General features: G+C 47.9%; 24 protein-coding genes. All 24 read right to left on the bottom strand.

The window, feature by feature from the left end; genetic code table 11:
* Positions 1-38: 38 nt before the first annotated feature.
* Positions 39-1,151: a DUF4366 domain-containing protein gene (locus OCV88_RS07240; RefSeq protein ID WP_055156909.1), complete on the bottom strand. Its 1,113-nt coding sequence runs from the start codon at positions 1,149-1,151 to the stop codon at positions 39-41.
* Complete coding sequence (locus OCV88_RS07235; RefSeq protein WP_025577937.1) at positions 1,141-1,386, bottom strand: DUF4315 family protein; 246 nt, start codon at positions 1,384-1,386, stop codon at positions 1,141-1,143. Before OCV88_RS07235 ends, OCV88_RS07240 begins: the two co-directional genes overlap by 11 nt.
* 18 nt (positions 1,387-1,404) lie before the next feature.
* A complete protein-coding gene (locus tag OCV88_RS07230) occupies positions 1,405-4,083 on the bottom strand; it encodes a CD1108 family mobile element protein (protein WP_158424852.1) in 2,679 nt (892 codons plus the stop codon).
* 33 nt (positions 4,084-4,116) lie between these two features.
* Entirely contained in the window at positions 4,117-6,552 is a 2,436-nt protein-coding gene (locus OCV88_RS07225) for a VirB4-like conjugal transfer ATPase, CD1110 family (RefSeq protein WP_373158104.1), read from the bottom strand.
* A complete protein-coding gene (locus OCV88_RS07220; protein ID WP_158424851.1) occupies positions 6,491-6,925 on the bottom strand; it encodes a PrgI family protein in 435 nt (144 codons plus the stop codon). The genes OCV88_RS07225 and OCV88_RS07220 overlap by 62 nt, the downstream gene beginning before the upstream one ends.
* A gap of 36 nt (positions 6,926-6,961) precedes the next feature.
* Positions 6,962-7,702 (bottom strand): hypothetical protein, encoded by a 741-nt coding sequence (locus OCV88_RS07215; RefSeq protein ID WP_216880893.1) that lies wholly within the window; start codon positions 7,700-7,702, stop codon positions 6,962-6,964.
* Positions 7,703-7,704: 2 nt separating this feature from the next.
* Positions 7,705-8,262, bottom strand: coding sequence for an MT-A70 family methyltransferase (locus OCV88_RS07210; protein WP_015542954.1), 558 nt, complete (start codon positions 8,260-8,262; stop codon positions 7,705-7,707).
* Positions 8,262-8,714 (bottom strand): SpoVG family protein, encoded by a 453-nt coding sequence (locus OCV88_RS07205; RefSeq protein WP_015542955.1) that lies wholly within the window; start codon positions 8,712-8,714, stop codon positions 8,262-8,264. The genes OCV88_RS07210 and OCV88_RS07205 overlap by 1 nt, the downstream gene beginning before the upstream one ends.
* A gap of 38 nt (positions 8,715-8,752) precedes the next feature.
* Positions 8,753-9,616: a VirB6/TrbL-like conjugal transfer protein, CD1112 family gene (locus OCV88_RS07200; RefSeq protein ID WP_015542956.1), complete on the bottom strand. Its 864-nt coding sequence runs from the start codon at positions 9,614-9,616 to the stop codon at positions 8,753-8,755.
* Positions 9,617-9,626: 10 nt separating this feature from the next.
* Positions 9,627-9,842: a Maff2 family mobile element protein gene (locus tag OCV88_RS07195; protein WP_005361081.1), complete on the bottom strand. Its 216-nt coding sequence runs from the start codon at positions 9,840-9,842 to the stop codon at positions 9,627-9,629.
* A gap of 245 nt (positions 9,843-10,087) precedes the next feature.
* A complete protein-coding gene (locus OCV88_RS07190; RefSeq protein ID WP_158424850.1) occupies positions 10,088-11,932 on the bottom strand; it encodes a VirD4-like conjugal transfer protein, CD1115 family in 1,845 nt (614 codons plus the stop codon).
* Complete coding sequence (locus OCV88_RS07185; protein ID WP_243269680.1) at positions 11,929-12,405, bottom strand: PcfB family protein; 477 nt, start codon at positions 12,403-12,405, stop codon at positions 11,929-11,931. Before OCV88_RS07185 ends, OCV88_RS07190 begins: the two co-directional genes overlap by 4 nt.
* A 45-nt stretch (positions 12,406-12,450) precedes the next feature.
* Positions 12,451-13,266, bottom strand: a complete 816-nt coding sequence (locus OCV88_RS07180; protein ID WP_005361071.1) for a hypothetical protein — start codon at positions 13,264-13,266, stop codon at positions 12,451-12,453.
* Between the two features lie 17 nt (positions 13,267-13,283).
* On the bottom strand, positions 13,284-13,700 hold the full coding sequence (locus tag OCV88_RS07175) for a DUF3846 domain-containing protein (RefSeq protein WP_005361068.1): 417 nt from the start codon (positions 13,698-13,700) through the stop codon (positions 13,284-13,286).
* Positions 13,697-14,527 (bottom strand): hypothetical protein, encoded by an 831-nt coding sequence (locus OCV88_RS07170; RefSeq protein ID WP_025580367.1) that lies wholly within the window; start codon positions 14,525-14,527, stop codon positions 13,697-13,699. The genes OCV88_RS07175 and OCV88_RS07170 overlap by 4 nt, the downstream gene beginning before the upstream one ends.
* Before the next feature lie 18 nt (positions 14,528-14,545).
* The gene (locus tag OCV88_RS07165; RefSeq protein ID WP_262591002.1) at positions 14,546-16,474 is read right to left on the bottom strand and encodes an LPD1 domain-containing protein; all 1,929 of its coding nucleotides are present in this window, start codon (positions 16,472-16,474) and stop codon (positions 14,546-14,548) included.
* A gap of 126 nt (positions 16,475-16,600) precedes the next feature.
* Positions 16,601-17,503 carry a hypothetical protein gene (locus OCV88_RS07160; RefSeq protein ID WP_158424847.1) on the bottom strand — a complete coding sequence of 301 codons (903 nt, stop codon included), beginning with the start codon at positions 17,501-17,503 and terminating at the stop codon, positions 16,601-16,603.
* An 82-nt stretch (positions 17,504-17,585) separates the two neighbouring features.
* On the bottom strand, positions 17,586-17,867 hold the full coding sequence (locus OCV88_RS07155) for a helix-turn-helix domain-containing protein (RefSeq protein WP_005361060.1): 282 nt from the start codon (positions 17,865-17,867) through the stop codon (positions 17,586-17,588).
* Between the two features lie 32 nt (positions 17,868-17,899).
* The gene (locus OCV88_RS07150) at positions 17,900-18,124 is read right to left on the bottom strand and encodes a hypothetical protein (protein ID WP_005361058.1); all 225 of its coding nucleotides are present in this window, start codon (positions 18,122-18,124) and stop codon (positions 17,900-17,902) included.
* A gap of 13 nt (positions 18,125-18,137) precedes the next feature.
* Complete coding sequence (locus OCV88_RS07145) at positions 18,138-19,118, bottom strand: toprim domain-containing protein (RefSeq protein ID WP_067536870.1); 981 nt, start codon at positions 19,116-19,118, stop codon at positions 18,138-18,140.
* Between the two features lie 77 nt (positions 19,119-19,195).
* Positions 19,196-20,068, bottom strand: a complete 873-nt coding sequence (locus OCV88_RS07140) for a DUF6017 domain-containing protein (protein ID WP_005361053.1) — start codon at positions 20,066-20,068, stop codon at positions 19,196-19,198.
* A gap of 29 nt (positions 20,069-20,097) precedes the next feature.
* Positions 20,098-20,619 (bottom strand): DUF5720 family protein, encoded by a 522-nt coding sequence (locus OCV88_RS07135; RefSeq protein ID WP_005361050.1) that lies wholly within the window; start codon positions 20,617-20,619, stop codon positions 20,098-20,100.
* A gap of 478 nt (positions 20,620-21,097) precedes the next feature.
* The gene (gene tuf / locus OCV88_RS07125) at positions 21,098-22,285 is read right to left on the bottom strand and encodes an elongation factor Tu (RefSeq protein ID WP_158424846.1); all 1,188 of its coding nucleotides are present in this window, start codon (positions 22,283-22,285) and stop codon (positions 21,098-21,100) included.
* A gap of 117 nt (positions 22,286-22,402) precedes the next feature.
* Positions 22,403-24,520, bottom strand: coding sequence for an elongation factor G (gene fusA / locus OCV88_RS07120; RefSeq protein ID WP_158424845.1), 2,118 nt, complete (start codon positions 24,518-24,520; stop codon positions 22,403-22,405).
* Positions 24,521-24,534 lie beyond the last annotated feature (14 nt).

Below are 24,534 nucleotides of genomic sequence, written 5' to 3'. Positions count from 1 at the left end.
AAAAAATCCTCACTTTCATAAAATCTAAAAGGACAGCCTTATTTGCTGTCCTTGTCGTCAAAATCATCCTCGGAAAGATATTCCGGTTCCCCGTATGCCTCATCCGGGTCAAAGCCTTCGCCATAACCGTCATCCTCAAATTCCGCATCGTCCTCGGCCTGCTGTTTCGGACGCACGATTTTTACATAGTAACCGATCCCGCCGACCGCAAGTAAGGCAGCAAGGATAAACAGGATCGTGCCGACGCTGCCGGTTTCTTTCTTCGGCTTTTCCGGTTCTGCCGGTTTTTCAGTTTCCGCCGGCTTTTCTTTTCCTTTGCAGCCATTTAAGTCATTTTTGCAGACCGGACAGCCAGTATTAACCTTTCCTGCCTCACATTTTTCTGTGCAGTTGCAGCTTTCTTCCTGGGGAATCATGCTCATGCTGCCATTGTTCTTTTCTGCAAGCGCCATCAGGTCGGACTCTGTGACGCCGTTTAAGAAGTAGACATTGTTATCTTCCCGTTTCCCGTCGATCACCAGATAAAAGACATTGCCCGCGTCCGTAGTGATGGTGTAAAACTGCTTTTCCCCATCCGTACCGCTGATGTTGTCCTGTACCGTTCCGGTGCCTTCCGGGGTAAATGCACCTTCCGGGATCGCAGAAGTATTTTCCTGCTGTCCGGTACTGTTATCTGAACCGGAAGAATTTCCGCCGCCGGAGGGGGTTGCAGCGTTTGAGCCGGAAGGTTTTTCTTCCTTAGGCGGTTTTGTCTGTGTACCGGACGGACTCTGGGGTGCTGCCGTAGCAGGTTTCTTTTCAGGAGCCGGTTCTTTGTAATACGGATTATCCAGCTTTACCACATCAGAACGGTTGCCGGCATAATCTTTTGCGTATATGCTTACCTGTTTTTCTGTTCCGGCATAATCTTTCAGTGCGACCGACGCTTTCCCGTCGGTGAGGGAGTTGATACGGTTTTCATCAACAAAGACCGCCTCCACGCCGGATAGATCGTCACTGCTTTCTATTTTCAGGGCATCGCCCTCCATGGAAGCAGTCAGCGTTGGCGGTGTGGTGTCTTTGGAACCGCCGGCATGAGCCGTTACAGGTAATGCGCTGACACTTACAAGAAGCGTAAGCGCCAGCAGCAGGGAAAGTTTTTTAAGCCTCATGCACATCCTCCTTCTCCTGCGGTAAAACAGTTTCCGAAGGGGCTGCCTGCTGTGATTTCAAAAAATCCGCAAGCTGCTGGGGCGTCAGTTTGAAACTGCGCGCCACCGCTACATAATCGGTATTTTCCAGCTCTGTTTTCTGTTCCTCCAGCTTATGGAGCTTTGCCTGCATTTCCGCAATCTTTGTTTTGGTCTTTTCAATTTCCTTTTCCAGTTTTTCAATTTTAGGATTCAATTTATTACCTCCAATCTGTTAAGGCAGACGCCCAAATGTATAAAAATGCTGCTGCCAGTAGCTTGTATTGATGTTTGCATAAGAAATCGGGTCTCCACAGTGGATCATCATTCCATTTCCCACATAGATCCCTACATGGCTTGCGCCGCTGGTGTTGTAGGTCCCCTGGAAGAAGATCAGGTCGCCCGGTTTTGCATCCGCACTTGATACCGGCGTACATACACCTAAAAGACCATCCGCGGTCAGCCTTCCGAAATTCCAGCCAACGCCGCAGTTGTTGATCACCCAGGACACATAGCCGGAACAGTCAAAGGAAGTGGAAGGGCTTGCGCCTCCCCATACATACGGATAGCCAAGATATTTTTCCGCCTCGGCCATCATTGCGGCAAACTGTTCATCCGCAAGGGCTTCCGGTGGAATGTCATAATCGAAGTAGTTTCCTGTGCCGCCTGAACCAACTTCCGGCAGGTGCCGTTCGCTGGTATCGCCGGTACCGGCAAAATACAGGGGATTCAAATACTGGCCGTCAACCAGGACTTCTAAGTGCAGGTGGGCCCCGGTAGAATTTCCGGTATTCCCGACCTTTGCGATCACATCCCCGGCTTTGACCTCCTGCCCGGCAGAAACAAGGATCTGGGAACAGTGCCCGTATTTGGTCGTCAGGGTATGTCCTTCGTATGCCTCGCCTTCAATAGCGACACACAAGCCATAACCGCCGGCATTTCCCGCAAGGGTGACCGTTCCGTCATGCCCGGCAAGGATCTCTGTGCCCTCCGGCATCCCGATGTCCACACCGGTGTGATAGTTCTTTTCCCCACTGATGGGATGTACCCGGTAGCCGTAATAACTGGTCACATAAGGGAGCCAGTTGGTGCCAAAGACATTTTTGACATACTGGCGGTTTCCTTTTGTCTGCAGCAGGATCTCGCAGATCTCTTTCTGGTCTGCGTTCATCCGGGAAACGACCAGGTTTTCTAGAGGTGTGACTGTGAGCTTGACATTTAAGATGCGCCATTCATAAGGCACTTCCTTCTGGGTTTCTTCCCCGGTTTCCGGATCAACGGAAGTTTCGGTGCGGTAACGGATCTCGGTTTCTTCTGAAAAGGACAGGGTATATTGTTCCTGGAAAAGCTGCCGCAGCACGCTTTCCACTTCATCGTAAGTAAATCCCTGATAAGCAGAAGTCAGATACCCCATCAGCACATACGGGTCATGCTCGATTGCGCCCAGGTTATACCGGTATTCGTCATAGCCGGGGCGGTCTGATTCCACCCGGTCTATTTCCATTTGCAGATCCGTTTCCCATTCGGTATAGGTAAGCTCCGCCTGGTTGATGTCCTGATCATCTGCAAGATAGGTAGAAGCAGCCAGACTTCCCAAACCGCCGGTCCCGATATTGGAGAACGTGGAAAACAGGGATGTGATCAGGAAAATTACCAAAAGGAGAAGCAGGAGGACAAGGCAGATTACAGGGTGCCGTTTGACCGCATGGACAATACCGACGCTGACCCTCTCTGTTGCGACTGCGGCATTTTTTGCCTGTTTCCCGGCTTCACGGGCAGCCTTGGCATACTGCCTTTTCAGTTTTTGTTTCTGCCATATCCGGGCAATCGCATGTTTCTTCAGCTCCGGGTGGTCGCTAAGAGCCTGCCGGTAAGCAAGTCTTGCGTTTGCTTTTGCTGATTTTTGCTGTAATTTCGCTGCCTTTCGGTAGGGGGCAGTTTTATGCCGGTGATATGCCGTGCGAAGCCCTGCCTCGCCCACAAGTTCAGAGCGGTGGGCTGCCTTGATGCCCACATTTTCATCCTCTGCCTCATAAATCTTTTTATGAGCGTAACCAATGGCAGTATTGGCGCCCGCCTTGACCGGACGCAGGGGTACAGGTCCTTTTACATGGACCTTTTGGGATTTGACCTCCTTTTCAAATTTTAAGTGTTTTTTGGCTTTTCCGGTCTCCGGGTCGGAAACCGTCTCCATGCGCAGTTTCTTCCGGGCAGGTAGACGATTTTGCGCCTGCTCTGCTTTTTGTGCAGTCCGTTCCGCCTTCCGTCTTGCATGGGTGAGCTTTTTATCCTTTGTCTCCGGCGGTAGTTCATCCGCAGTAAATTCCAGCTTGGATGTTTTCGGCGGTTCGCTATCCATACCCTTTTCCTTCTGCGCTGCCTGTTCCTCCGCCTGTGCCGCTTCCTGAAAACGCTGCTGATATTTGTTCCCATGCTGGTGTGTTCGGTAACGGTGTTCCTGACCGGATCTGTCTGTGCCGTTCGGTGGGGCTGAGCCTTCGGAAGAAGGAGCATATTTTCCGGTATCATGGTCTGTCACATCCTCTGTTACAAAAGAACGCTTGGAAGCCTCCTGCCGGAAATTGCTTCGCACGTTGTCCTGTATCGGGGGCGCTGTCCTGGTAGCATCCGGTGTCTCAAAGTGTTCCGAAAAACCATCCAAAGCGTTTGCATACGCTTCGCCCTGTTCCAGCAAGGACGCCGGTGTTTCCGGTGACAGATGGGAAAATTCCGTCTGTACAGGGATGTCCTGCCTGTGTGTCTTGCCGTTGACAGAAGAAGGGGTGTCCCGTGCCCTGCGCAGGTCAAAATCCTGTTCGGTCTGCCTGGCTGCCGGTTGATCCTCCCCGTGGGAATCACGCACCGGCATCCGGGTATCTTTGCGCTTCCTTTGAAATTCCCTGTCGTGTGCCATTGTTCTCACCTCCGATCCATTTTAATTTTTGTCTCACGCTTTGGTCCCCGCTACTTCATCCGGTCTTGTGGTAAGCACGCTGTACAAGAGTGTGTCCTTCGGGAAGTGGTCCACAAAGGGGATGATCACATTTCCAAAGAACAAAAGCCCCTCGCCGGGACCGGAATGGGTCACATACGAAAGCTGGTGCGGGGAGATTCCCAACTGCTTTGCCAAAATCTGACGGTCTCCCTGGGCCTGGTTGAGCATATAGATAAAGTCCGAGTTCTCAAAAATATTTTCGATCTCACGGGAAGCCAGAAGGTCCTTGACATTCTGCGTTAAACCTGATGGGATTCCGCCCCATTTACGGAAGCGTTTCCAGATCTCCACGCTGAAACTTCCTGTCTGCCCTTTCAAAAGAAGATGGAATTCGTCGATATAGAACCAGGTTGTTTTATGTTTGGAGCGATTGGCCGTGACACGGTTCCACACCGCATCCTGCATGATCAAAAGCCCGATTTCCTTTAAGGCTTTTCCCAGTGACTTAAGCTGGAAACACAGTACCCGGTGTTTATCCATCTGGATATTGGAACGGTGGTTGAACACGTTAAGGGAACCATTGACATAGATTTCCAGCGCCGTTGCGATATTCTGTGCCTCCGGTTCAGACTGTTTCAAAAGCAGCTCGTAAAGATCACCTAAGATCGGCATATTTTCCGGGCACGGGTCCTGCAGGTATTCCCGGTACACCAGTCTGGTACAACGGTCGATGATCGTCCTTTCAATGGGGGAAAGTCCTTCTTTGCCGCCGATGATAAGGTCACACAGCGACAGGATAAAATCACTTTTCAAAGTGATCGGGTTTTCATCATCGGAATAGTCCAGATTGATGTCCATCGGGTTGATGTAGTTCGTGGAAGTAGGGGAAATATCAATGACCTGCCCCTGGGAACCGAACTGCTGTACCAGCGGCCCATACTCATTTTCCGGGTCGGCGATAATGATGTCGTCCTCCGTCAGAAGGAACACATTGACGATCTCACGCTTGGCAGAGAAAGATTTGCCGCTTCCTGGGGTACCGAGAAACAGCCCATTGGGGTTTTTCAGCGTTTTTCTGTTCGCCATGATCAGGTTATTGGAAAGGGCGTTCAGGCCGTAATACAACGCCTCGCCCTCCTGGAACAGTTCACAGGTCGTAAACGGTACAAAAATCGCTGTGCTGCTGGTCGTAAGCCCGCGCTCAATTTCAATCTGGTTCGTACCAAGAGCAAGCGAGGACATAAGCCCCTGTTCCTGCTGGTAATCCAGCCGTTTTAAGGCACAGTTGTATTTCTGTGCCACACCCGAAGCGGCAAAAATATCATTGAACAGCTTTTGGCGTTTGGCAGTGATATTTTCCACCAGTACCGTCACAAGGAACATGCGCTCATTGCGGCTCTGCAAATCCTGCAAAAGATTTTTGGCTTCCTCTCCATAGGTGGCAAGGTCGGTGGGAATGATGTCCATGTCATACCCGGATCGGACCGCTTTCTTTTGTTCCTCAATGGTCATTTTCTGCAGGTCCGACATTTTGCGCTTGATGTTTCGGATCGCCTGCGCCTGGTCGATAGACTGGATATGCAGGTTGACGGTCACGGCGTCGTTTAAGTCAAGAAGATCCGCTAAAAGCCGGTCAGTAAGCTCCGGCGCTAGAATCTGCAAAAAGGAGACAGCACCGGAATGGTCGCCTACCCGAAATGTCTTTCCATCCTTTGAAAAAGACAGCCCGGATGGGGAAACGAAGTCTTTGGTAGAAAGACCGGTCTTAGGCAGATCCGACCACTGGAAATGAAACTTTTCCTGGCCGTCCGGGTGAAGCTGGCTGTGAAGAAGTTCCAGACGTTCCAGTCCGTTTAAGGATCTCGCCTGAACTCCCAGAGTCTTGAAATTTGCCAGCACATCCGTTTCAATGCGTTCCAGACGCATTTTCGCAGTACGCAGGTCATCTGCCTCGATCCCAAAGGTAATGTATTTGCGTTTGGTGAGACCGTTATTTCCTTTCTGCAACTGGTTCTTTAACATATCCCCGTATTCCTTGCGGATTCCGTCATACTCGTCGCCGCGGGGAGGGATGTCAATGCTTTTGGTAAAATCCTGCATATTGGCCCGCTGGTTGATAAAGGTAAGCTGCACATGGATCGAGGCGTCGAAGTAATTTAAGAAATCGCAGTAACCCTCGAAGATCTGTGCTTTATCATCTGCCTGTGCAAGCTGATAGTTAATATCAAAAAACTGCACCGTTTTGGTGTAAAGGGTATCGGTCAGCCGGCAGATCCCATCCCGGTACATTTCACGGTAGGGAATGCTCTGCTGGACCGTCTGCGGGGCATCTGCTTTCAGCCCGGCAAAAAAGCCGCCTTTTTTAGACGGCTTGGAACGGGCAGACTTAGTCTTGCCCTGCTTTGCATCGGCTCCGGTCTTTTTGGCCTGCCTGATGTTTTTTTGCAGACGCTTTTCCTGAGCTTCCTGCTGCTTGTTTTTTGGCAATCTTTGTAACCTCCTTCTTTGACATAGATTTATACAGGTTATCCGTCCTGTATGGACGGTCCTTCGGCCAGAGCTTATAACGGAGCCGGTTCTTCAAGATCTTTTCTGCCGGCTGCCCGTCACGCTCATACATGGCGAAGAAGAAAAAGGGCATCATCAGCCCGATCATCAAAAGTACAGCCGCCGAGTTCCCGATCGCCCCGCGGGTAAAGAAATACACCGGAAGGCCGACAAGCCCGGCAAGGCTGAAACAAATAAGCTGGCGCTTCGTCAGATTGAAGGCCAGCTTGGTCTTAACTTTGGTTAAATCCTTTGGTACAGGTACATAAGGCATCTATACACCTCCCATCGTAATATAGTTTCCGGTCCATTAGCGTGCACCAAAATCGCGTACCGCTTTCTCCGCAGCCGGACATTCCCGCACTTCCTGAGCCGCATTTTGCAGCCGTGCCAGGACAGAAACAGCCGGTCCTCTCTGACACAGGTATTCCTGGCTGTCTCGGATTCCGGCAATATTTTCCCGAATATCCATATCCACGTCGAACACATCCGAAACTGGCAAAAGCCAACGGTCTGCAAAGTATTTCAAAGGATTCTCAAGCGCCAGCACATCATCCAGCATTTCATCCCCGAACTCAAACTTTGTTGTCAGATAGGAATACGCCTCCTGCATGGCTGTAATTTCAGCAGCTTTTTCAATTAAGGATTCCTTATCCTTTGACATAAGGCTTTCCCGGTAGGCAAAGTAATTCTGTCCCAGTCGTTTCATCAGGAGCGTATATTTGTCCTGTGCGGAAGGCTCGCTTGTGAAATGTTCAAATTTTTGCTCTGCATCAATTTCTTTGAGAAGATCGCAGATCGGGAAACTGTGTTCATGGTTATTTTCTTCCCAGCACCATCGGGCTACATCCAACGGGTCCTGAAAAGAAAGAAGTGCCTCTACTTCCGCCGGAGTAAATACATGCTCAACCTTCAGATAATAGTGGAGTTCCGAAAGTCCCTGCAACTCGTAAATGCTGCCGATGTTCTGTGCATCCAGCATATCCGCATGAACCTTCAAACACTCGTCCAGCCGTTCCATAAGCAGCCGCTTTGCATCTTGTTCTATCAAAATCACCCCTTTCGCTCCGGCATAGTCAGCGTACAGTTCACTTCATTGCCCCACACATCCCAGCCGGGTGTCTTTTGTCTTGCAAACAGTTCCACTCTGGGCTGATCGCCCATGAGTTTTACGATCTTATCCCGCACCTCGTCCGGTTTCTTGCTGTGCTGCTCAATATGGGAGATTACAAACTGATGGATTCCCGCACACTGGCGTTTCGGTCGGCCTCTGGTTGCCAGCAGGCAGACCTCCGCATTAGATCGGGTCCAAAAGCCCATGCCATAAAACCAGCTATCCGCTTTCCGGTTCTGTTTGAGCCATAGAAAAGCCAGCGTTTTATATTTGAATCCCCAGGCATCGATCACCCGGAAGGCTTCATTGAGCTGCGGGAAGGTCGCCCACAGAAAAAGGGTGCTGTCTTTTGCGGCAAGTTCCGATACCGGCAGGGCACAGATTTCTTCAATGCTCATTGTGGGGTAATGGTTCTCCGCAACGCCGCTTCCATGTTTCCTATCATAGCGCCAGGGCGGATCGGCATAGATAATGCCGTACTGTTTCGTTTCCGGCATTAGCGAGCCTGCTCATTCTTAGATGGGGCAGGTTTGGCCGGCTGTTCTTTGACCTTACCGGCATTTTCCTTCAATGCACCGGTCAGGGAAGGTTTTTCCGCAGCTCCCTTTGTTGCTTCAAGAGTTGCTTGCAAATTTTCAATAGCCTGCCCATACCCATCGATCAGAGCGTCATTAAGCTGTTTGCGGAACTCTGCCGTAACCGGCCAGCAGACATCTTTCCAGTTGCCTCCCTTATCCTGGGTTGCGGGCATATTGACATACAGCCCCTTTTCACTGGAACAGATACGGAAGCCGTCAATCTTAAAGCATCCGCCAATCGTAACATTGGCAAACGCCAGCAGGTTTCCCATTGGGGCGATCGGACGCACGCGGACATCCAGCTTCATGCCGTTTGTCATTTCCGGCGTCTGTGTCTCCGGCGCCATTTTTTCTGTATTGGTTTTACTCATATATAAAATCCTCCTTTTTAGAATTGGTTTTGTTCATGCTATCTTGCATTAAATATGGATTTGGATAACGAACCTGTCTTAAACAGGGCAAAGGCCAGCAGTACCGTATAACCCGCCGTTCCCCAGATCGCGCCGTGCACGTCGCCGGACGATGGGATAGACTGGACCAGCACTGCATAAATGGCAACACAGATCAGAATCAAAAAACCCTGAAAACCCAGGGCAAAAAGGGAACGCAGATACCCGGTTCCCATTTGTCCCCATTCCCGGTTTGCCATTGTGGAAAACGGGATCGGTGCAAGGCTCACGGTTAAATAAATCTCGATCATACGGCCATATACAATGACAAAGATCACGATGGACAGTACCCACATACACAGATTGATGATGTTGGTTTCCAGCCACAGTCCAATCAGTTCCCACATTCCCATTGCTTCAAGCTGGGTTTCCAGATCAGACAACGCCGCCTGCACATCCAGGTTCCCGTTTATGACACCGGCACTTTGCGACACCACATTTTGGGCCACATCAAAGACCGCCATCACAATCGTAAAACAGTTGGTGAGCAGGTAAGTGGCAACAAAAGTCTTGAAAATCCACTTGAAGATGTTGAATGTATCGAATTCGTGCATGTTGTTCTTTTCGAGAATCATCTGGATCAGTTCATACACCAGAACAAAGGTCAGGATCATGCCCGCAATGGGAATGACGACAGTTTCCGAAAGATTTTGGATCATGGAAAATACGCCGCCATTCCAGCCCTGCGGGGTCTGTCCTACTTGATTTGCCACATCCGCAACCTGATTGTTGACGGAGTTGAAAATGCTGGTGTACTGTCCGGTGATCGCATCGATCAAGCCCTCTTTAATCCAGTCTGTTATCCGTTCAAACAGACTGCCCATAAATCAGCCCTTAACCGAACAGGCCGGAAAGCAGCGGAATCAGCGTTGCACCAACCAGAGCGATACCTCCGCCTGCCATAAGCTGCTTGATCCCCTGGGATTTTGCACCTGGGTTATCATTTCCGTAACCTTCGAGAAGGTTTACAACACCCCATGCGCCCAGACCTGCGCCCAGGGCGATCACAAGGATCTTCAAAGTATCAATCGCGCTTGCAAAAAATGCCATAATGTTCCTCCTTTAATTTCAGAAATTTTAATTTGTGATATGGCCGTATCAGGCCGGAAACAAAAAAAGTCGCCGCACTGTTTTTAGAAAAAAATCTGTTTCAAACAGCACGGCGGCATGGGGCAGGAAGAATCCTGCGGTTATTTACTTTTCAGGGAGAATCACGAATCCTCAAAAAATCCTCCTTTCATCGTGACAAAAACAAAGCCTGCCGGGGCATCATGCTTTGACAGGCAGGAACAACTCTATAAAGTCTGGGAAGCCAGATCTTCGGCTGTGACTTCATAATTGCGGTATCGTTCACCGGGACGCATCGGCATCCGGGTAGAAAGAAACTTTTCGATATTAAAAGCGTTCTTCTCATTAAAATCGGAAAGCAGTTTGTAATTTGGGTGTTTGGTTATATCGTATTTCCGGGAGAGGAACGGCCGCACACCCCTGATCTGCAGCAGACATTTGCCCCCGTCCATAACTGCCAGTTCATCCACCGACATCAGATCCTTTCCCAGCTTTTGAAAATTTTGTCCGTGGGATTCCTGATTGCCCTTTGTGACACTGGTGTTATACAGGTCGATGGTCTCTTTCCCCAATAGGGAGTTCCAGCTTTTTAAGGTGGTTTCTTCTTTGCCTCCTAAGAAAAGAGAGGCGTCACAGTTACCGATGACGGTGTCCATGTTGTCTTTATACAGGGCTTTGAGCTGGCTTTGCGCCTGCAGCACCAGGCAGGCAGAGATCTCACGGCTTCGGATGGTCGCCATAAGACGCTCCAGGTTCGGGATCTGCCCGATATTTGCCGCCTCGTCGATCAGGCAGCGTACATGGATGGGAAGCCTTCCGCCATATATATCATCTGCCCGTTCGCACAAGCGGTTAAACAAAATGGAATAGATCAGACTGATCAAAAATGCAAAGGTCCCGTCCGTATCACTCATAATAAGGAAAAGAGCAGTCCGTTCATCCCCCAGCATATCCAGATCCAGTTCGTCATACATGGTAATTTCCCTGACTTCTTTAATGTCAAAAGGAGCCAGTCTGGAAGCACAGGAAATAAGGATCGACTTTGCTGTTTTTCCGGCAGCGAGCTTATATTTCTTATATTGACGCAGGGCAAAATGATCCGGGTCTTTTTGTTCCAGCGCGTCAAAGAGAAGGTCAACGGCATTTTTGAACGATTCATCATCCTCACGGACCTCCATTGCGTTCAGCATTTCTACCAGTGTGGCAAAATTCTGTTCGTTTGCCGGGGCTTCATAGTAGATATATCCGATCAGTGCCGTATAGAGCAGGGTTTCTGCTTTGACCCAGAAATCGTCTCCGGCTTTTCCTTCGCCTTTGGTATTGGAGATCAGAGTCGTGACGATTTTCAAAATATCTTTCTCGGAATGAATGTAGGCGAATGGGTTAAAGTGCATACTTTTCTGAAAATTGATCGTATTGAATACCCGTATTTTATAGGGCTCATAGATGATCTTTCCTTTTTCATTCCGCACAGGCTTTCCGTCCTTGTCCAGCTTTGGCGTGCCTCGCTGTAACATCTTTTCGCATTCCACAAGGACTGTACCTTTCGGATCGGTGACGACGTAGGAACTGTGCATTTGCATCAGATTGGGCTTGATGAAAAAGCGCGTTTTTCCCGAACCTGATCCTCCGACTACCAGTACATTTTTATTTCTTGCATTGGCCGGATTTTTGGGCCTTCCTTTTAACATCAGTCCTTCACTTTGGGTAAGAATGATATTGTTTTCCGGCTTTGGGTCCATAAACGGGGCAATATCGGCTTTATTTCCCCAACGAGCTGAACCGTATTCCACATTTTTGCGGTATTTCTTAGCGTCTTTCCCTCTAAGATAGACTGCCAGCCGCATAATGGCTGCACCGCATAAACCGATCAGCCAGTCCATTGCCGCCCCCGGCCACATACTCTGAAACGCAAGGGCAAAGCCTTCGGACAGTCCTAACAGCTTTTGGGAAGCGTCCGCTCCGGGAGCCAGACGCACCGCCTCGCCCAGCTTGGCAAATACCAGAAGGAGCAGAAGATACGGAAGATGGAGAATAACCTGTTTTTTCAGTGTTTCTGCATCGATCTTCATCGTTCCGGTCCTCCGTGTTCTTTGTTCTTTACACGGTCACGGCCAAGCGACTGTGCCAGTTCTTTGAACTTATGAAGCTGTGTAAGCAGCGACGGTCTGCTGCTGCGTGTAAGGTCTTTCTTTGTATATTCCTTAAAAGCTGCCGTCAGTGCATCCGCCTGGTTTGCCTTGAAATATACCATCCATTTTGGGGGATCGGTCCCAAGTTCCTTTTCTATATGGTAGCGTACCTGATGTTTCCTGGCATACCGTTCAAAAGAGCGGATTCGCCCTGAAACTTCAATGGTATTGGCTCCGGGGTCTTTATAAGTCAGCCGCTTCATGCTGTTGCGCCCGACTTTTGGCATTGTGCGTTCCTGTTCCATCTTTTGGAGTACCGCAGTAATAGCCGCACGCAGTACCCGCCCTGACAGTTTTGCTGCCTGTATAGAAACAGAAACCGTTCGTTGTTCGAGATCTTCCTGCAAGAGCATCCTCCTTTCTGATAAAATCGGTATTTATAATATGGAAATAACTTTTTACCGGCTTTCCCCAAGAACCTGCTGTCGGGAAGCGTGTTCAAAGGCTTTTGCTGCCTGATCGACCTGAATTTTAGCATGTTTCAAAAGCGTCTTGATGATCGTAGCCGGGCGTTCCTGTTCCTCCAGATGATCGACCATCCCTTTGCACTCATCCGGGAGGTATGCCGCCATATCTTTCAACACATCGGAAAAGTTACCCATAAAGCCCCAGCAGCTATCCGACAGCTCCCCGTTTTTATAAAGCTCAAACCCATAACATTCGCCACGCAGATAGGAATCATAAGCGGCGACTTCGCTGCGCATCAGTGCGTCCGCTTTCTGCCGGATGGCGCCGGTCATCTTGTCAGCGTCAAATTCCTTTAGGGCATCTTCTTTGGAAACATAGATCCAGCCGACCTGTCCGCTGTCCCATTCTGCATGAGGAGCCCTGCCTGAGAAACTTTCTGTACTCATGGCAAGACCTGAGTGGTCGTAGAGATAGAGGGGGAGCATCAGATACTTTTCCGAAATTACTTTCTGCATTGCTTCATCGATCGCCCGTTCCTCTGTCTTTGGTCCATGCCGGAAACGGCTGCTTACAATGTTTACCATCCGTTCATAGCGTTTCATGCCGGCTTCATCATGTCCTACGGTATCTAAATACATTTCCCGCAGGAAGTCATCTTTGTCCATATGGTTGTGATGGTCGCCCAGCGCATAGCGGGGATGAAAGCATACCATCGTCCCAAAATGTTCATCTACCTCACGGGGAGAGATCAGAATATCGTCCGGCTGCACCATAAGGGCATAAGGTTCATTTACTGCCATTAACATAATTGGCTCCTTTCTTTCTACAAATCCGGGCCGGAATGGTGCATCATCGGTTTTTCCCGGTGCTCATTGGTTGCAGGCTGCTTGACTGCAATGATCTCGCCGGCAAGCCTTGCAAATTTTTCAGGGTACTTGAATTGCTCCCCATATTTCTCCATCAGATCCGGGGAAAGGTCTGTAAAATTTTCCTCGCCAAGACCAACGATCAGAAAATTCCCGGACACAATATCATAGATGTGACCGTCATCGTCAAAGAGAGCTCGGTTCAAAGGCAGCCCCATCAGCTTGCCTTCTTCATTGCAGATCAGAGCCACCGGGTCCTCATACGGATAGACCGCCTGAATATCTCCGCCCACTGCCGCCTGCAAGGATTTCAGACCACTTTCGATCTCCGCAGCATAAGGGGACTTGCCCGGCTCTACCATTAACACTTTCATAATTGTATATCCTCCTTCTTTTTCATTGCCGTACCGGGAGTGGTTGGCGTTTTTTCCTGAGTTTTTGCCACAGAGAGCTTCCCCAGGACGGAAGGCTTCTCCTGGTTTTCGGGTGTAAAAATACCGCCCTCCGAAACCTCGGCGGCGGCATGTTCCGTTTTGGCCTGTTCCAGTCCTTCAACCGTATAGCCAGGTAAAAGAGTACCGTGAACCATAAAATGGTGCTCATATTCTTTCGGGATTGGCGGGGAAATTTCCGTGAATAAATGGGAATAGGCTTTCTTTCGCCCATCCAGGTATTTTATGGCTGCGTTCTTATCTGTATATCGTTTCTGGTTTTGTCCGGCAATCTTTGCTCCATATCCCTGCTTCGGGGAATGAATACGGACTTCCCATGTCACATACCAGGCAATCGGAACACTCTGTTTGGTTTCTCTGTCATATTTCGTATCTTCCCAAATACTGCAGGTCATCTGATAGACCCGGTTGCTGATTTTCTGATCCGCCCTCCAGTTATCGGTGTCTTTCCACTGGTTGCCGGTATGTTCAATCTCCGGTGTACGAAGATATTCCAAAGCCCGGTTGATCGTCTGTGTTGCCGCTGCCTGCTGTTCCCACTGTTTTGCGGCAGCTACTACGATTTCATAGGCTTTCTGCTCCCCGTCGATACTTCCTTGGCGCATAGCTTCTAGGCTATCTGTTCCCATTGTGATCAGAGTAGAAATGTCCACATTTTCACAAACTACGCTGTGTTCTATTTTAAGCTCTGATCCCGGCGTCAAGTGGTCGCCATACCGGTAGGCATGGTAATCCCTGTTTTCTTCCAAAATGCTGTTCACCTCCTGCTATATTTCCGGCTCATGGTTTTTTCTGGAAACCGTCTGTGCCGGTGATTTTTTATCTGCCGGTCTGTTTGCCGCAAGCTGATCCATCACGGAAGGACGGCCGACGCCGAACATGGATAGCTGACCGTCCGCTGCCTCACGAAGTTCAGAAACAGAGAGGGGAAGCGTTACATCGGCATGGGTCAATAGCTGTTCCCGTTTCAAATCCTGAATAATCTCGTCAAAAACAGCGTTGATCGCACGGCGTTCTTCCCCCACAGGGAAGGCTTTCAATACCTCCATTTCTCCGCCTTTACCGGAAACCAGGGTAAGGGCACAGTCGGCATGGCCTGCCAGATAATCCGATGTGTAGGGCAGTTTGTCCTTGATATAACAGGCAAAGGCTCTGGCTGTCATTTCCACGTTGCTGTCCCAATAACCGCCGTCTTTTTCACATTCTTTTCCCATGCGTACCGAATTACGGTAAAAATCAGTTTCCGTCCGTCCAATCTGCGGAGCTTCCTGCGCCTGCATCCCGGAAAGCATACGCTCAAAAATTTCCAGCCGTTCCCGTTCACTTTTGGGAATTACCCGGCCGGTAACATTCTTTTTAAATGCGCTGATCTGTTCCACAGAGCCGGGTTCGCCGGACAAAAATGCTTCCCGCAAGACTGCGTAGGTTTCCATCTGTTCCTCATTGCCATACCGTTTCAGGGAAGCAAGAACCGAGGAATCCAGCCAGCTTGCTGCATTTTTCCGGGTGCGTTCTGTTTGTGCTTCCGTGCGCTTTGCTGCCTGTTCCGGTGTTTCCGGTTTATACTTCATGGTGTCAATGAGTTTTTGGAACGGCGCATAGAGGCGGGGCTGTTCTGACAGCATCCCTTTTGCGCCCATCTTTGTACCAAGATAATCGTCAAGTCCATGCCACCATTCATGTGCCAGCGAACCGGCTCCGTGCATTTTCGTAAGATTGATGACTGTACGCAAAGGTTCATAATGAGCCGCAGCATTGCCGCTGCCTCTTGCACCAAAAGCGATAGCAAGCGTTCCCTGATAAGCAATATCTTTATCGCTGATCTTAAGGGCTGACGCCAGATCCTTTAGTGCTTCAAATCCCATGTTAAGGGAGGTCTGACGGTCGTTCTGGTTCATCCAGTTTCCAAACTCGCCGCCGCGAAACCCAAAGGTATCAAGATAATGCTGTCCGGTGATCTCCACACCATTCCGGTAATCCGGCCCGGTACGTTTGACATGGGCGAGCTGGGGAGGGACAAACCGGATCTTTCCGTTTTTGTTCCTGCCTTTGGCAAGTTCCTGCACCCATTTCAGGGCAGCTTCTTTGGTCTCAAAATTGGTCCGCAGGATCGAATAGCCTTTTGTCACATAGTAGGTACCGGGTTTCCAGTCCTCATTTTTAGAATAGGTATGTTTCCCGTCGTTGAAGTGGATCGCATAACCTTTCGGTATTTTCTGCTCTTTGGAAACACAAAACTGTTCCTTTTTTGCTTTCTGAGTAAAGTTGCGCTCAAAATATTCAGCCGAGCGGATCAGCATGGTATTGGACAATTTGTTTGTGATCACGGGATTGTCCTGTCCCTTTTTCGTTGCCCGGTAATGGATTCCGCTTCCCCAGCCCTGTACCTTTTCTAAATATCCATTGTCAACGAAAAAGCGGTCATAGGCTCTCACAGTATCCTCCACAGTACGGACATCTGAAAGCACTGCCTGCAATTCCCGGACTGTTTTTATATATTCCTTTTGTCTCGCAGTCCGTTTTTCCGGGGTGTCATCCGTGCGGTAATACTGAGGGGAAGCGTTTAAGCCGTCCCTCGCTTTTTTGATAAAATAGACCACGCCAAGAGGAATCCCTTCCTCCAGCATGGCTGCATAGTCCGGCTTTTTCCAGACATTATCCTTTTTCACAAATTTTTCGGCTTCGCGCTCATTCATGGCTTCCAGATCATCCGCATACAGCCCGCGGTCTTTCCACAAGTCTTTTTTCGCACCACCGATCTTTTCGCCGAAATCTTCATGCACTCCTGCCAATCTTCATCACCTCCAGTCAGTGTAGAATTCTTATCGCTCCGGGGCAGGGCGGCGTTCTTCGTTTTTGTAAAGTTGTGGGAGGTTTCCTGTGAGCCGGTCGGTTTCCCTGCGGATCAGTTTGTCCAAAGCGCCTAAATCCTCTGGTGCAATGGCAAACTCCCGGTAATTTTCATACCACAAGCCCGTAGAGATTGCCGCGATGGGCGCAATTTTCTCCGAACCGGATGGAAGAAGGCGATACACAGGGGCTTCGTCATAAAGAAGCATCTGCTTTGCCGTTCCCTGTGGTATGCGGTACTTATCCATATCCGGGTTCTGGGCTGCCTCCATATATTGCATATTCAGGCGTTCTTCTAAATCCTGGGGCATATAACGAAATGCCTGATCCATCCACTGTCTGAACATCGTGGAATAGTGGTACTGCCATTCCGTAACTTGATTCGGGGCATAAGAAAATCCCCAACTTTTCAGAGCATCTTTTTCGTAAAGCTCCATTTCAGTCCATTCTTTCAGGCTGACCATAGCTGCTGAACCACCTTTGCGTTCGACATTGACGCCGCAGGGATAGAGGATATTTCTTTTTATATCCTGCCGCAGCGTGCCTAAATCCATCATTAGGACATCCCCGTACAAGTGACCGCCCTCTCTGCGGTCCGTATGAAACAGGAAAGCCCTCGCTCCGATAAACTCCGTTGTTGAGATCATTTGATGAAGATCCGCCGTAGAACAATAAGCAAACAAGGCGTCGGAAAGCCACATGTGATTTTTCCCCATGATGGCAATGGAATCAGCCCCGGTATTTGTCGCCAGAGAACGCATATTGAATTCGCATTCCCTAAGAAAATCTCCGGCAAAAATATGGAGCTCATACGCAAAGACGGATAAGTCTGTATCACGGATCAAATGAATCTGCGGTAGTGGTTCCTGATTCAATCAAATTCCTCCTTTCATGTGAAGCAGCTCTTTGACCTGCTCATTTTCCGCAAACGGCTGGCTATCTGTCCCCGCCATTTAATCAATCCCTCCCATCTGCCGGTAGCTGCCCGCCGGCAATCTTGCCGACAATCTCCGGACCGGTTTCATAAATCTGCATGAGGCGTTTTGCTGTGCCGCAAGGCTGTGCAGCTCCGCTGGTCCAAAGACGCACTGTGGATGGGGCAACATTCATCAAAAGCGCAAAGCCCTTTTCGTTCATGTCCAGCTTTTTCATCAGCGATTTAACCATATCGGGGCCGTAGTCTGGACACCGGGAAGCCTCGGCAATCATCTGCAAAGCGGTATTTTCAATTTTTTTCATTTTCAAATCCTCCTGTTATTTGTTTTCCAGCCTTATGCCGGGGCAAAGCTGATCTGGTTGTGTTTCATCCTTTTGGCAAAGTCCGGCATCGAATAATTTACCCCGTCAATTTCTGCATGGGTGTCATCCAGACGATGACAAACAGCAAAGTGCCTGTCCCCGTTTCCATAGAACAGGCAGAGTAAACCATTGTCGGGAATGGAAAACAGCGCTTTTCCGGCGCTGTCTGTAAAGCAGATATGTTGAGATCCATTCATGTTGAAATCCTCCCTAAATTGAAACAGCCGCCTCTTTTGGGCGGCGTTGGTGCTGGCTGGTTTGCAGTTGTTCCCGAACCAGCAGCAATTTCTCATTGTAATCTTTTCCCATCCGGGGAGGGTTGACACTTACCCGGATATGACGGAAACGTTTATCCTCGTGAAGCATGGTCTTGATTTTCCGGGCATTGACAAATCCGGCAAGGTCGTGGTCCATATAAAGGGTAACACGCCGTATCTCCGGGTGGCGTTCCAGGAAAGAAGTCAGCGCCACATGGGAAGTACCGCCCAAAGACAAGCGATAACCATTCCATTTCCATCCCTCCAGCTCTTGAAGTGTCGCATGGGAAAGCGCATCAATAGGAGCTTCAAAGACTGCCACATGCCGGCTGCCCGGACTTTGCGGGGGATAACAAAAGTTATATCCTTTGTCGCTGCCATAGACATCCTTTTTGAGATTGCCGCTGATACTGCGCATACAGGCAAACTTCGCTTTCCCGGAATCATCTTTCCCAACAAACACACAAACCGGTTCTCCATGATACCGGGCTTCGTAAAAAATCCCGGCTTGTAAACACTGGCGAATGACTTCTGAGCTGATCCCCCGTTTCTGCAAATAGAAGACCGCAGCGGTCGCGCAACGTCTGGCCCAGGGGAGAGCGAATGTTTTCTTTTCCGGCTCTTTTGATACCTGTATTTCTGCCGTACTTCGGTAAGCCGGTTCCTGTGGGATTTCGCCACCTACCAGAGCATGAACCGCATCCACAAGACCATATCCCCGAATCTGGATCAGGTAGTCCAGCGCATTGATACTCCGTCCGCGGCTGTTCCAGTACCAGTACCTTTTCCCGGTCACATATACCAGACTGTCATGCTCCTTATGCCGGAAATTAGGTCCATCCTGTTTCAGCACGCCGGGTTCATGGAATTGCAGGTAAGTAAACAAGTCAGCTTCCCGCGCTGCCTGAATCTGTTCTTTGGTTACGCCGGGCATAGTACCGGCACAGTGTTTCTTTTCATTGTGCTTTGCCTCCTTCCTGTGATGAAATGAAAAAAGACACCCAAAGGTGCCTAACAGCCGTACAGGTCGTGATTGACCTCGGCACGGTAATAGCTGTCCATTGTAGCCGGGGCATTATACAGCGCCGCCAGCAGATACGCTTTGATGTTTCCGACCTTCGTTGTGTTCTTGTCGATACAGTCAAAGACATACTCTAAGTGGCCGGAATTGATCTTCAGGAACCGGCTCTTGACGATTTCCCTCGGAAAATCATCTCCGGCAATGCGAATGTAAGGGCGTTTCGACAAAATCACTTCAAGCATAAGTTCAAGGGCTTCATCCAAACGTTCCCTGCCATACCGTAAGACCAGTAAGTCATATTCAATATTTTCTTTGATGATTTCACGATAGGCTTCTATCAGCTCTATCCGATCCATCCCATCCGTGCGGTTTGCCGCTTCCGGCTCTGCCGGATAGATTGATGGATAAGTTATTGATTTATCTTTTTTTGATTTTTTTGTTTTTAATGGATTAGTATTTAATTGTGCCGGATTTTCCTGTTCAGGTTCCGCCTGTTTAGGTTTTGCCTGTTCTGGTTTTACCTGTCTTGGATTTTCCCGTTTAGGTGAAAGCCCTGTGTTTTCGGTACTTACAGGCTGCTCATGGATCGTATATTCAATGTCTCCCAACTGCCCGTTATCATAGCGGAGGCGCTGTCTGGTGAGATAACCATGCCGCTCCAGTTCCTTCAGGGCAGTAGTGATAGAATCCACACCATCCTTGCAGATATGGGCGAGTCCCTTTGTGGTATAATCCCAATCTTCCGGCAGCGACAACATAAGTGATAAAAGCCCCTTTGCCTTTAAGGACAACTCCGTATTGCGCAGATGGTGATTGCTCATTATCGTAAAGTCCTTTGTTTTCTCTACACGGAATACTGCCATTGTACCGCCTCCTTTCTTCGACTATTCCGTTACAAGGCATGATCCCTGCGGTCATAATGGAGATGACCGTCAGAGACCTTCGCATGGTTTTTCAGTTTCACTTCGCCCCGTTCCTGGCTCTCTAAAAATTTCTGATAGCCGGCATCTGTAAGGAACAAGCGCATCTTATCGCCTTTGTCGCCAACAGGGGAATCGTAAGACAATACATCAAAGACGATCATGTGCTTTACTTCTGGATCAAAGCGTTCAAGTGCCATGATGTCATGCCCCTTCAATTTTTCTGCCCCTGATTGTTGTCTGGCCTCGGCGATCTTTTCTCCAATCGTCCGGGCTGGATAGGGCAGACGGTAATTCTTCTGAATATCTTTTACCAAGTCCATGCACTCTGCATTTGACAGAACACGAAGTTTTGCCATAAGACCTTCTGCCGCCTCCCGCTGTTCGGAATTATTTGAATACCGCACGGTCATATAAAGTTCATTCAGGATCTTTGTCTGATAATCGCCCTCCACTTGAAAGAGCAGCTTTTTTTCCATTTCGTTTAATTCCATGTGGATCTCCTTTCTCTCGAAAATGAGTATGAAAAAAGGGCGTCCACCTATAAAAGTGAAACGCCCACGGCAACCAGCGGTCAGACATAAAGCCGGACCGCTGGCACTATTAAATTTTGTCGTTAATAAAACAGCCTCCTTTTTTCTTTATAGTTTTCGTCAATTTTCAACTTGGAAAAGGAATTGAATAAAAGACGACAAACGCTCAAACCCCTTGAAAATAAAGGCTTTTTCTGTTTGTCGTTATTATACCGTAACGGCATTCCCACGTATCACTGTTGATTGATATGGGGTTTACTCCCCACCTGATAGCGGAAAGAATTGGGGATACCGTCCAAATGGTAAATAACACATATGGACATCTATATCCAAATAAACATGGAGAAGTAGCAGAAAAGTTAAATCAGTTAATAGTATCAAAATAGTATCAAAAAAGGGTTCCCCATTTCGGGAACCCTTAATTTTACGTAATATTTAATTACTCGATAATTGTAGCAACACGGCCTGAACCTACTGTACGTCCGCCTTCACGAATAGCGAATGTAAGACCCTGCTCCATAGCGATTGGGTGGATCAGTTCGATTGTCATTTCTACGTTATCACCAGGCATACACATTTCTACACCATCTGGTAAGTTGCAGACACCTGTTACGTCTGTTGTTCTGAAGTAGAACTGTGGACGGTAGTTGTTGAAGAATGGAGTATGACGGCCACCTTCATCTTTTGTCAGAACGTAAACCTGAGCTGTGAATTTTGTATGGCATGTTACTGTACCTGGTTTAATAAGAACCTGACCTCTTTCGATGTCTTCTCTTTTAATACCACGAAGTAATGCACCGATGTTATCACCAGCCTGGCCTTCGTCTAACAGTTTACGGAACATTTCGATACCTGTAACTGTTGTTTTCTGGATATCTTCTTTAATACCAACGATTTCAACTTCGTCATTGATATGGATAACACCACGCTCTACTCTACCTGTAGCAACTGTACCACGTCCTGTAATTGTGAATACGTCCTCTACTGGCATAAGGAATGGCTGATCTGTAGCACGCTGAGGATCTGGAATATAGGAATCTACTGTAGCCATTAATTCCATAATCTTGTCTCCCCATTCTCCGTTTGGATCTTCCAGAGCTTTTAAAGCAGATCCTTTGATGATTGGGCAGTCTGTGAAATCATACTCTTCCAGAACTTCTGTGATTTCCATTTCTACTAATTCAAGTAATTCTTCGTCATCTACCATATCACATTTGTTCATGAATACAACAATGTAAGGTACACCTACCTGACGGGAAAGTAAGATATGCTCTTTTGTCTGAGCCATAACACCATCTGTAGCAGCTACTACAAGGATAGCGCCGTCCATCTGAGCAGCACCTGTGATCATGTTTTTAACATAGTCAGCATGTCCTGGGCAGTCAACGTGTGCATAGTGACGATTTTCTGTTTCATACTCAACGTGAGCTGTAGAAATTGTGATACCACGTTCTCTTTCTTCTGGAGCTTTATCGATATTTTCGAAATCTACTACTGCGTTACCTTCAACTCTAGCTGCTAATACTTTTGTGATAGCTGCTGTTAAAGTTGTTTTACCATGATCTACGTGTCCGATTGTACCAATATTACAATGCGGTTTCGTTCTTGTAAATTTTTCTTTAGCCATTTGAATTTCCTCCTTCAACATAGGCCTTTAAGGCACATATTATTCAATCTTTTTTCGATTTTTTCTTCTTTACTCGGCTATTTCGATTATATTAAAGATACGCCGAATTTTCAAGATTTATTTGCTTTTTGCTGAAATAATTTTTTCCTGTACAGACTTCGGTACCGGCTCATATTTCTCAAAGAACATTGAATAGTTACCACGTCCCTGTGTTTTTGAACGCAGGTCTGTAGAATAACCAAACATTTCAGCAAGCGGAACATAACCTCTGACAATTTTACCACCGCCAAGATCGTCCATACCTTCAATACGGCCGCGGCGTGAGTTAATATCACCGATTACATCGCCCATATATTCTTCAGGCATAGTAACTTCCACTTTCATGATCGGCTCAAGCAGTACTGGATCTGCTTTCTTCATAGCTTCTTTAAAAGCCATAGAACCGGCAATGTGGAATGCCATTTCAGATGAATCGACTTCGTGGTAAGAACCATCGTATACATTTGCTTTTACACCAAGAACTGGGAATCCTGCAAGGATACCTGCTTTTGCTGCTTCTTCAATACCTTCGCCAACGGCAGGGATATATTCTTTTGGAATAGAACCGCCCACAACAGAAGATTCAAATTTGAAGGTTTCTTCTGCATTTGCATCCATTGGCTCAAATTTAACTTTACAGTGACCGTACTGTCCACGACCACCAGACTGTTTTGCATATTTGTATTCCTGATCAACAGGTTTTGTAAAGGTTTCTTTATATGCAACCTGCGGAGCACCAACGTTAGCTTCTACTTTGAATTCACGAAGCAGACGGTCAACGATGATTTCCAGATGGAGCTCACCCATACCTGCGATAATGGTCTGGCCTGTTTCATGATTAGTATGCGCACGGAAAGTAGGATCTTCTTCTGCAAGTTTTGCAAGAGCTTCACCCATCTTACCCTGTCCTGCTTTTGTTTTTGGCTCAATTGCCAGCTCAATAACCGGTTCTGGGAATTCCATGGATTCCAGGATTACCGGGTGCTGCTCATCACAGATGGTATCACCTGTTGCAGTCATTTTGAAACCTACAGCAGCTGCAATATCACCGGAGTAAACTTTATCAAGCTCTGCTCTCTTGTTTGCATGCATCTGTAAAATACGTCCAACACGTTCTTTCTTTCCCTTTGTAGAATTCAGTACATAAGAACCGGAGTTCATTGTTCCTGAATATACACGGAAGAATGCAAGCTTTCCAACGAATGGATCAGCCATGATCTTAAATGCCAGTGCTGAAAATGGTTCGTCATCAGAAGAATGTCTCTCCACTTCATTTCCATCCATATCAGTACCTTTGATAGACGGGATATCAATTGGAGAAGGCATAAACTCAATAATAGCATCCAATAATTTCTGAACACCTTTATTTCTGTATGCAGTACCACAGCATACAGGAACTGCTGTACATTCACAGGTAGCTTTTCTTAAAGCTGCCTTTAATGCATCTGTATCTGGTTCTTCGCCTTCTAAATATTCCATCATCAGATCATCATCAAGCTCACAGATTTTTTCTACAAGCTCTGTACGATACAGCTCTGCATCATCTTTCATATCTTCCGGAATATCCTCGATAGAAATATCATCGCCTTTATCATCATTGTAAATATAAGCTTTCATTTCGAAAAGATCAACAATTCCTTTGAAATCCTCTTCTTTACCGATTGGAAGCTGAATGCAGATTGCATTTTTACCTAATCTTGTTTTAATCTGATCTACTGCACCGTAGAAATTTGCACCAAGAATATCCATTTTGTTAATAAATGCCATTCTCGGAACATTATAGGTATCAGCCTGACGCCATACATTTTCGGACTGTGGTTCAACACCGCCCTTAGCACAGAATACACCAACAGCACCATCTAATACACGAAGGGAACGTTCTACTTCTACTGTGAAGTCAACGTGTCCTGGGGTATCAATGATATTGATACGGTGTTCTAATGCACCTGGTTTTGGCTTGCAGTTTTCCTGCAGTGTCCAGTGACAGGTTGTGGCAGCTGATGTGATGGTAATACCTCTTTCCTGTTCCTGCTCCATCCAGTCCATAGTTGCAGTACCTTCATGAGTATCACCAATTTTATAGTTAACACCAGTATAATAAAGGATACGCTCTGTTGTGGTAGTTTTACCAGCATCAATATGAGCCATAATACCAATATTTCTGGTTCTCTCCAATGGGTATTCTCTTTCAGCCAAGGTAACTTCCTCCT

This window comes from Brotonthovivens ammoniilytica, from assembly GCF_025566885.1.
Taxonomy (GTDB): domain Bacteria; phylum Bacillota; class Clostridia; order Lachnospirales; family Lachnospiraceae; genus Brotonthovivens; species Brotonthovivens ammoniilytica.
This window is presented reverse-complemented; position numbering and strand designations above follow the sequence as displayed.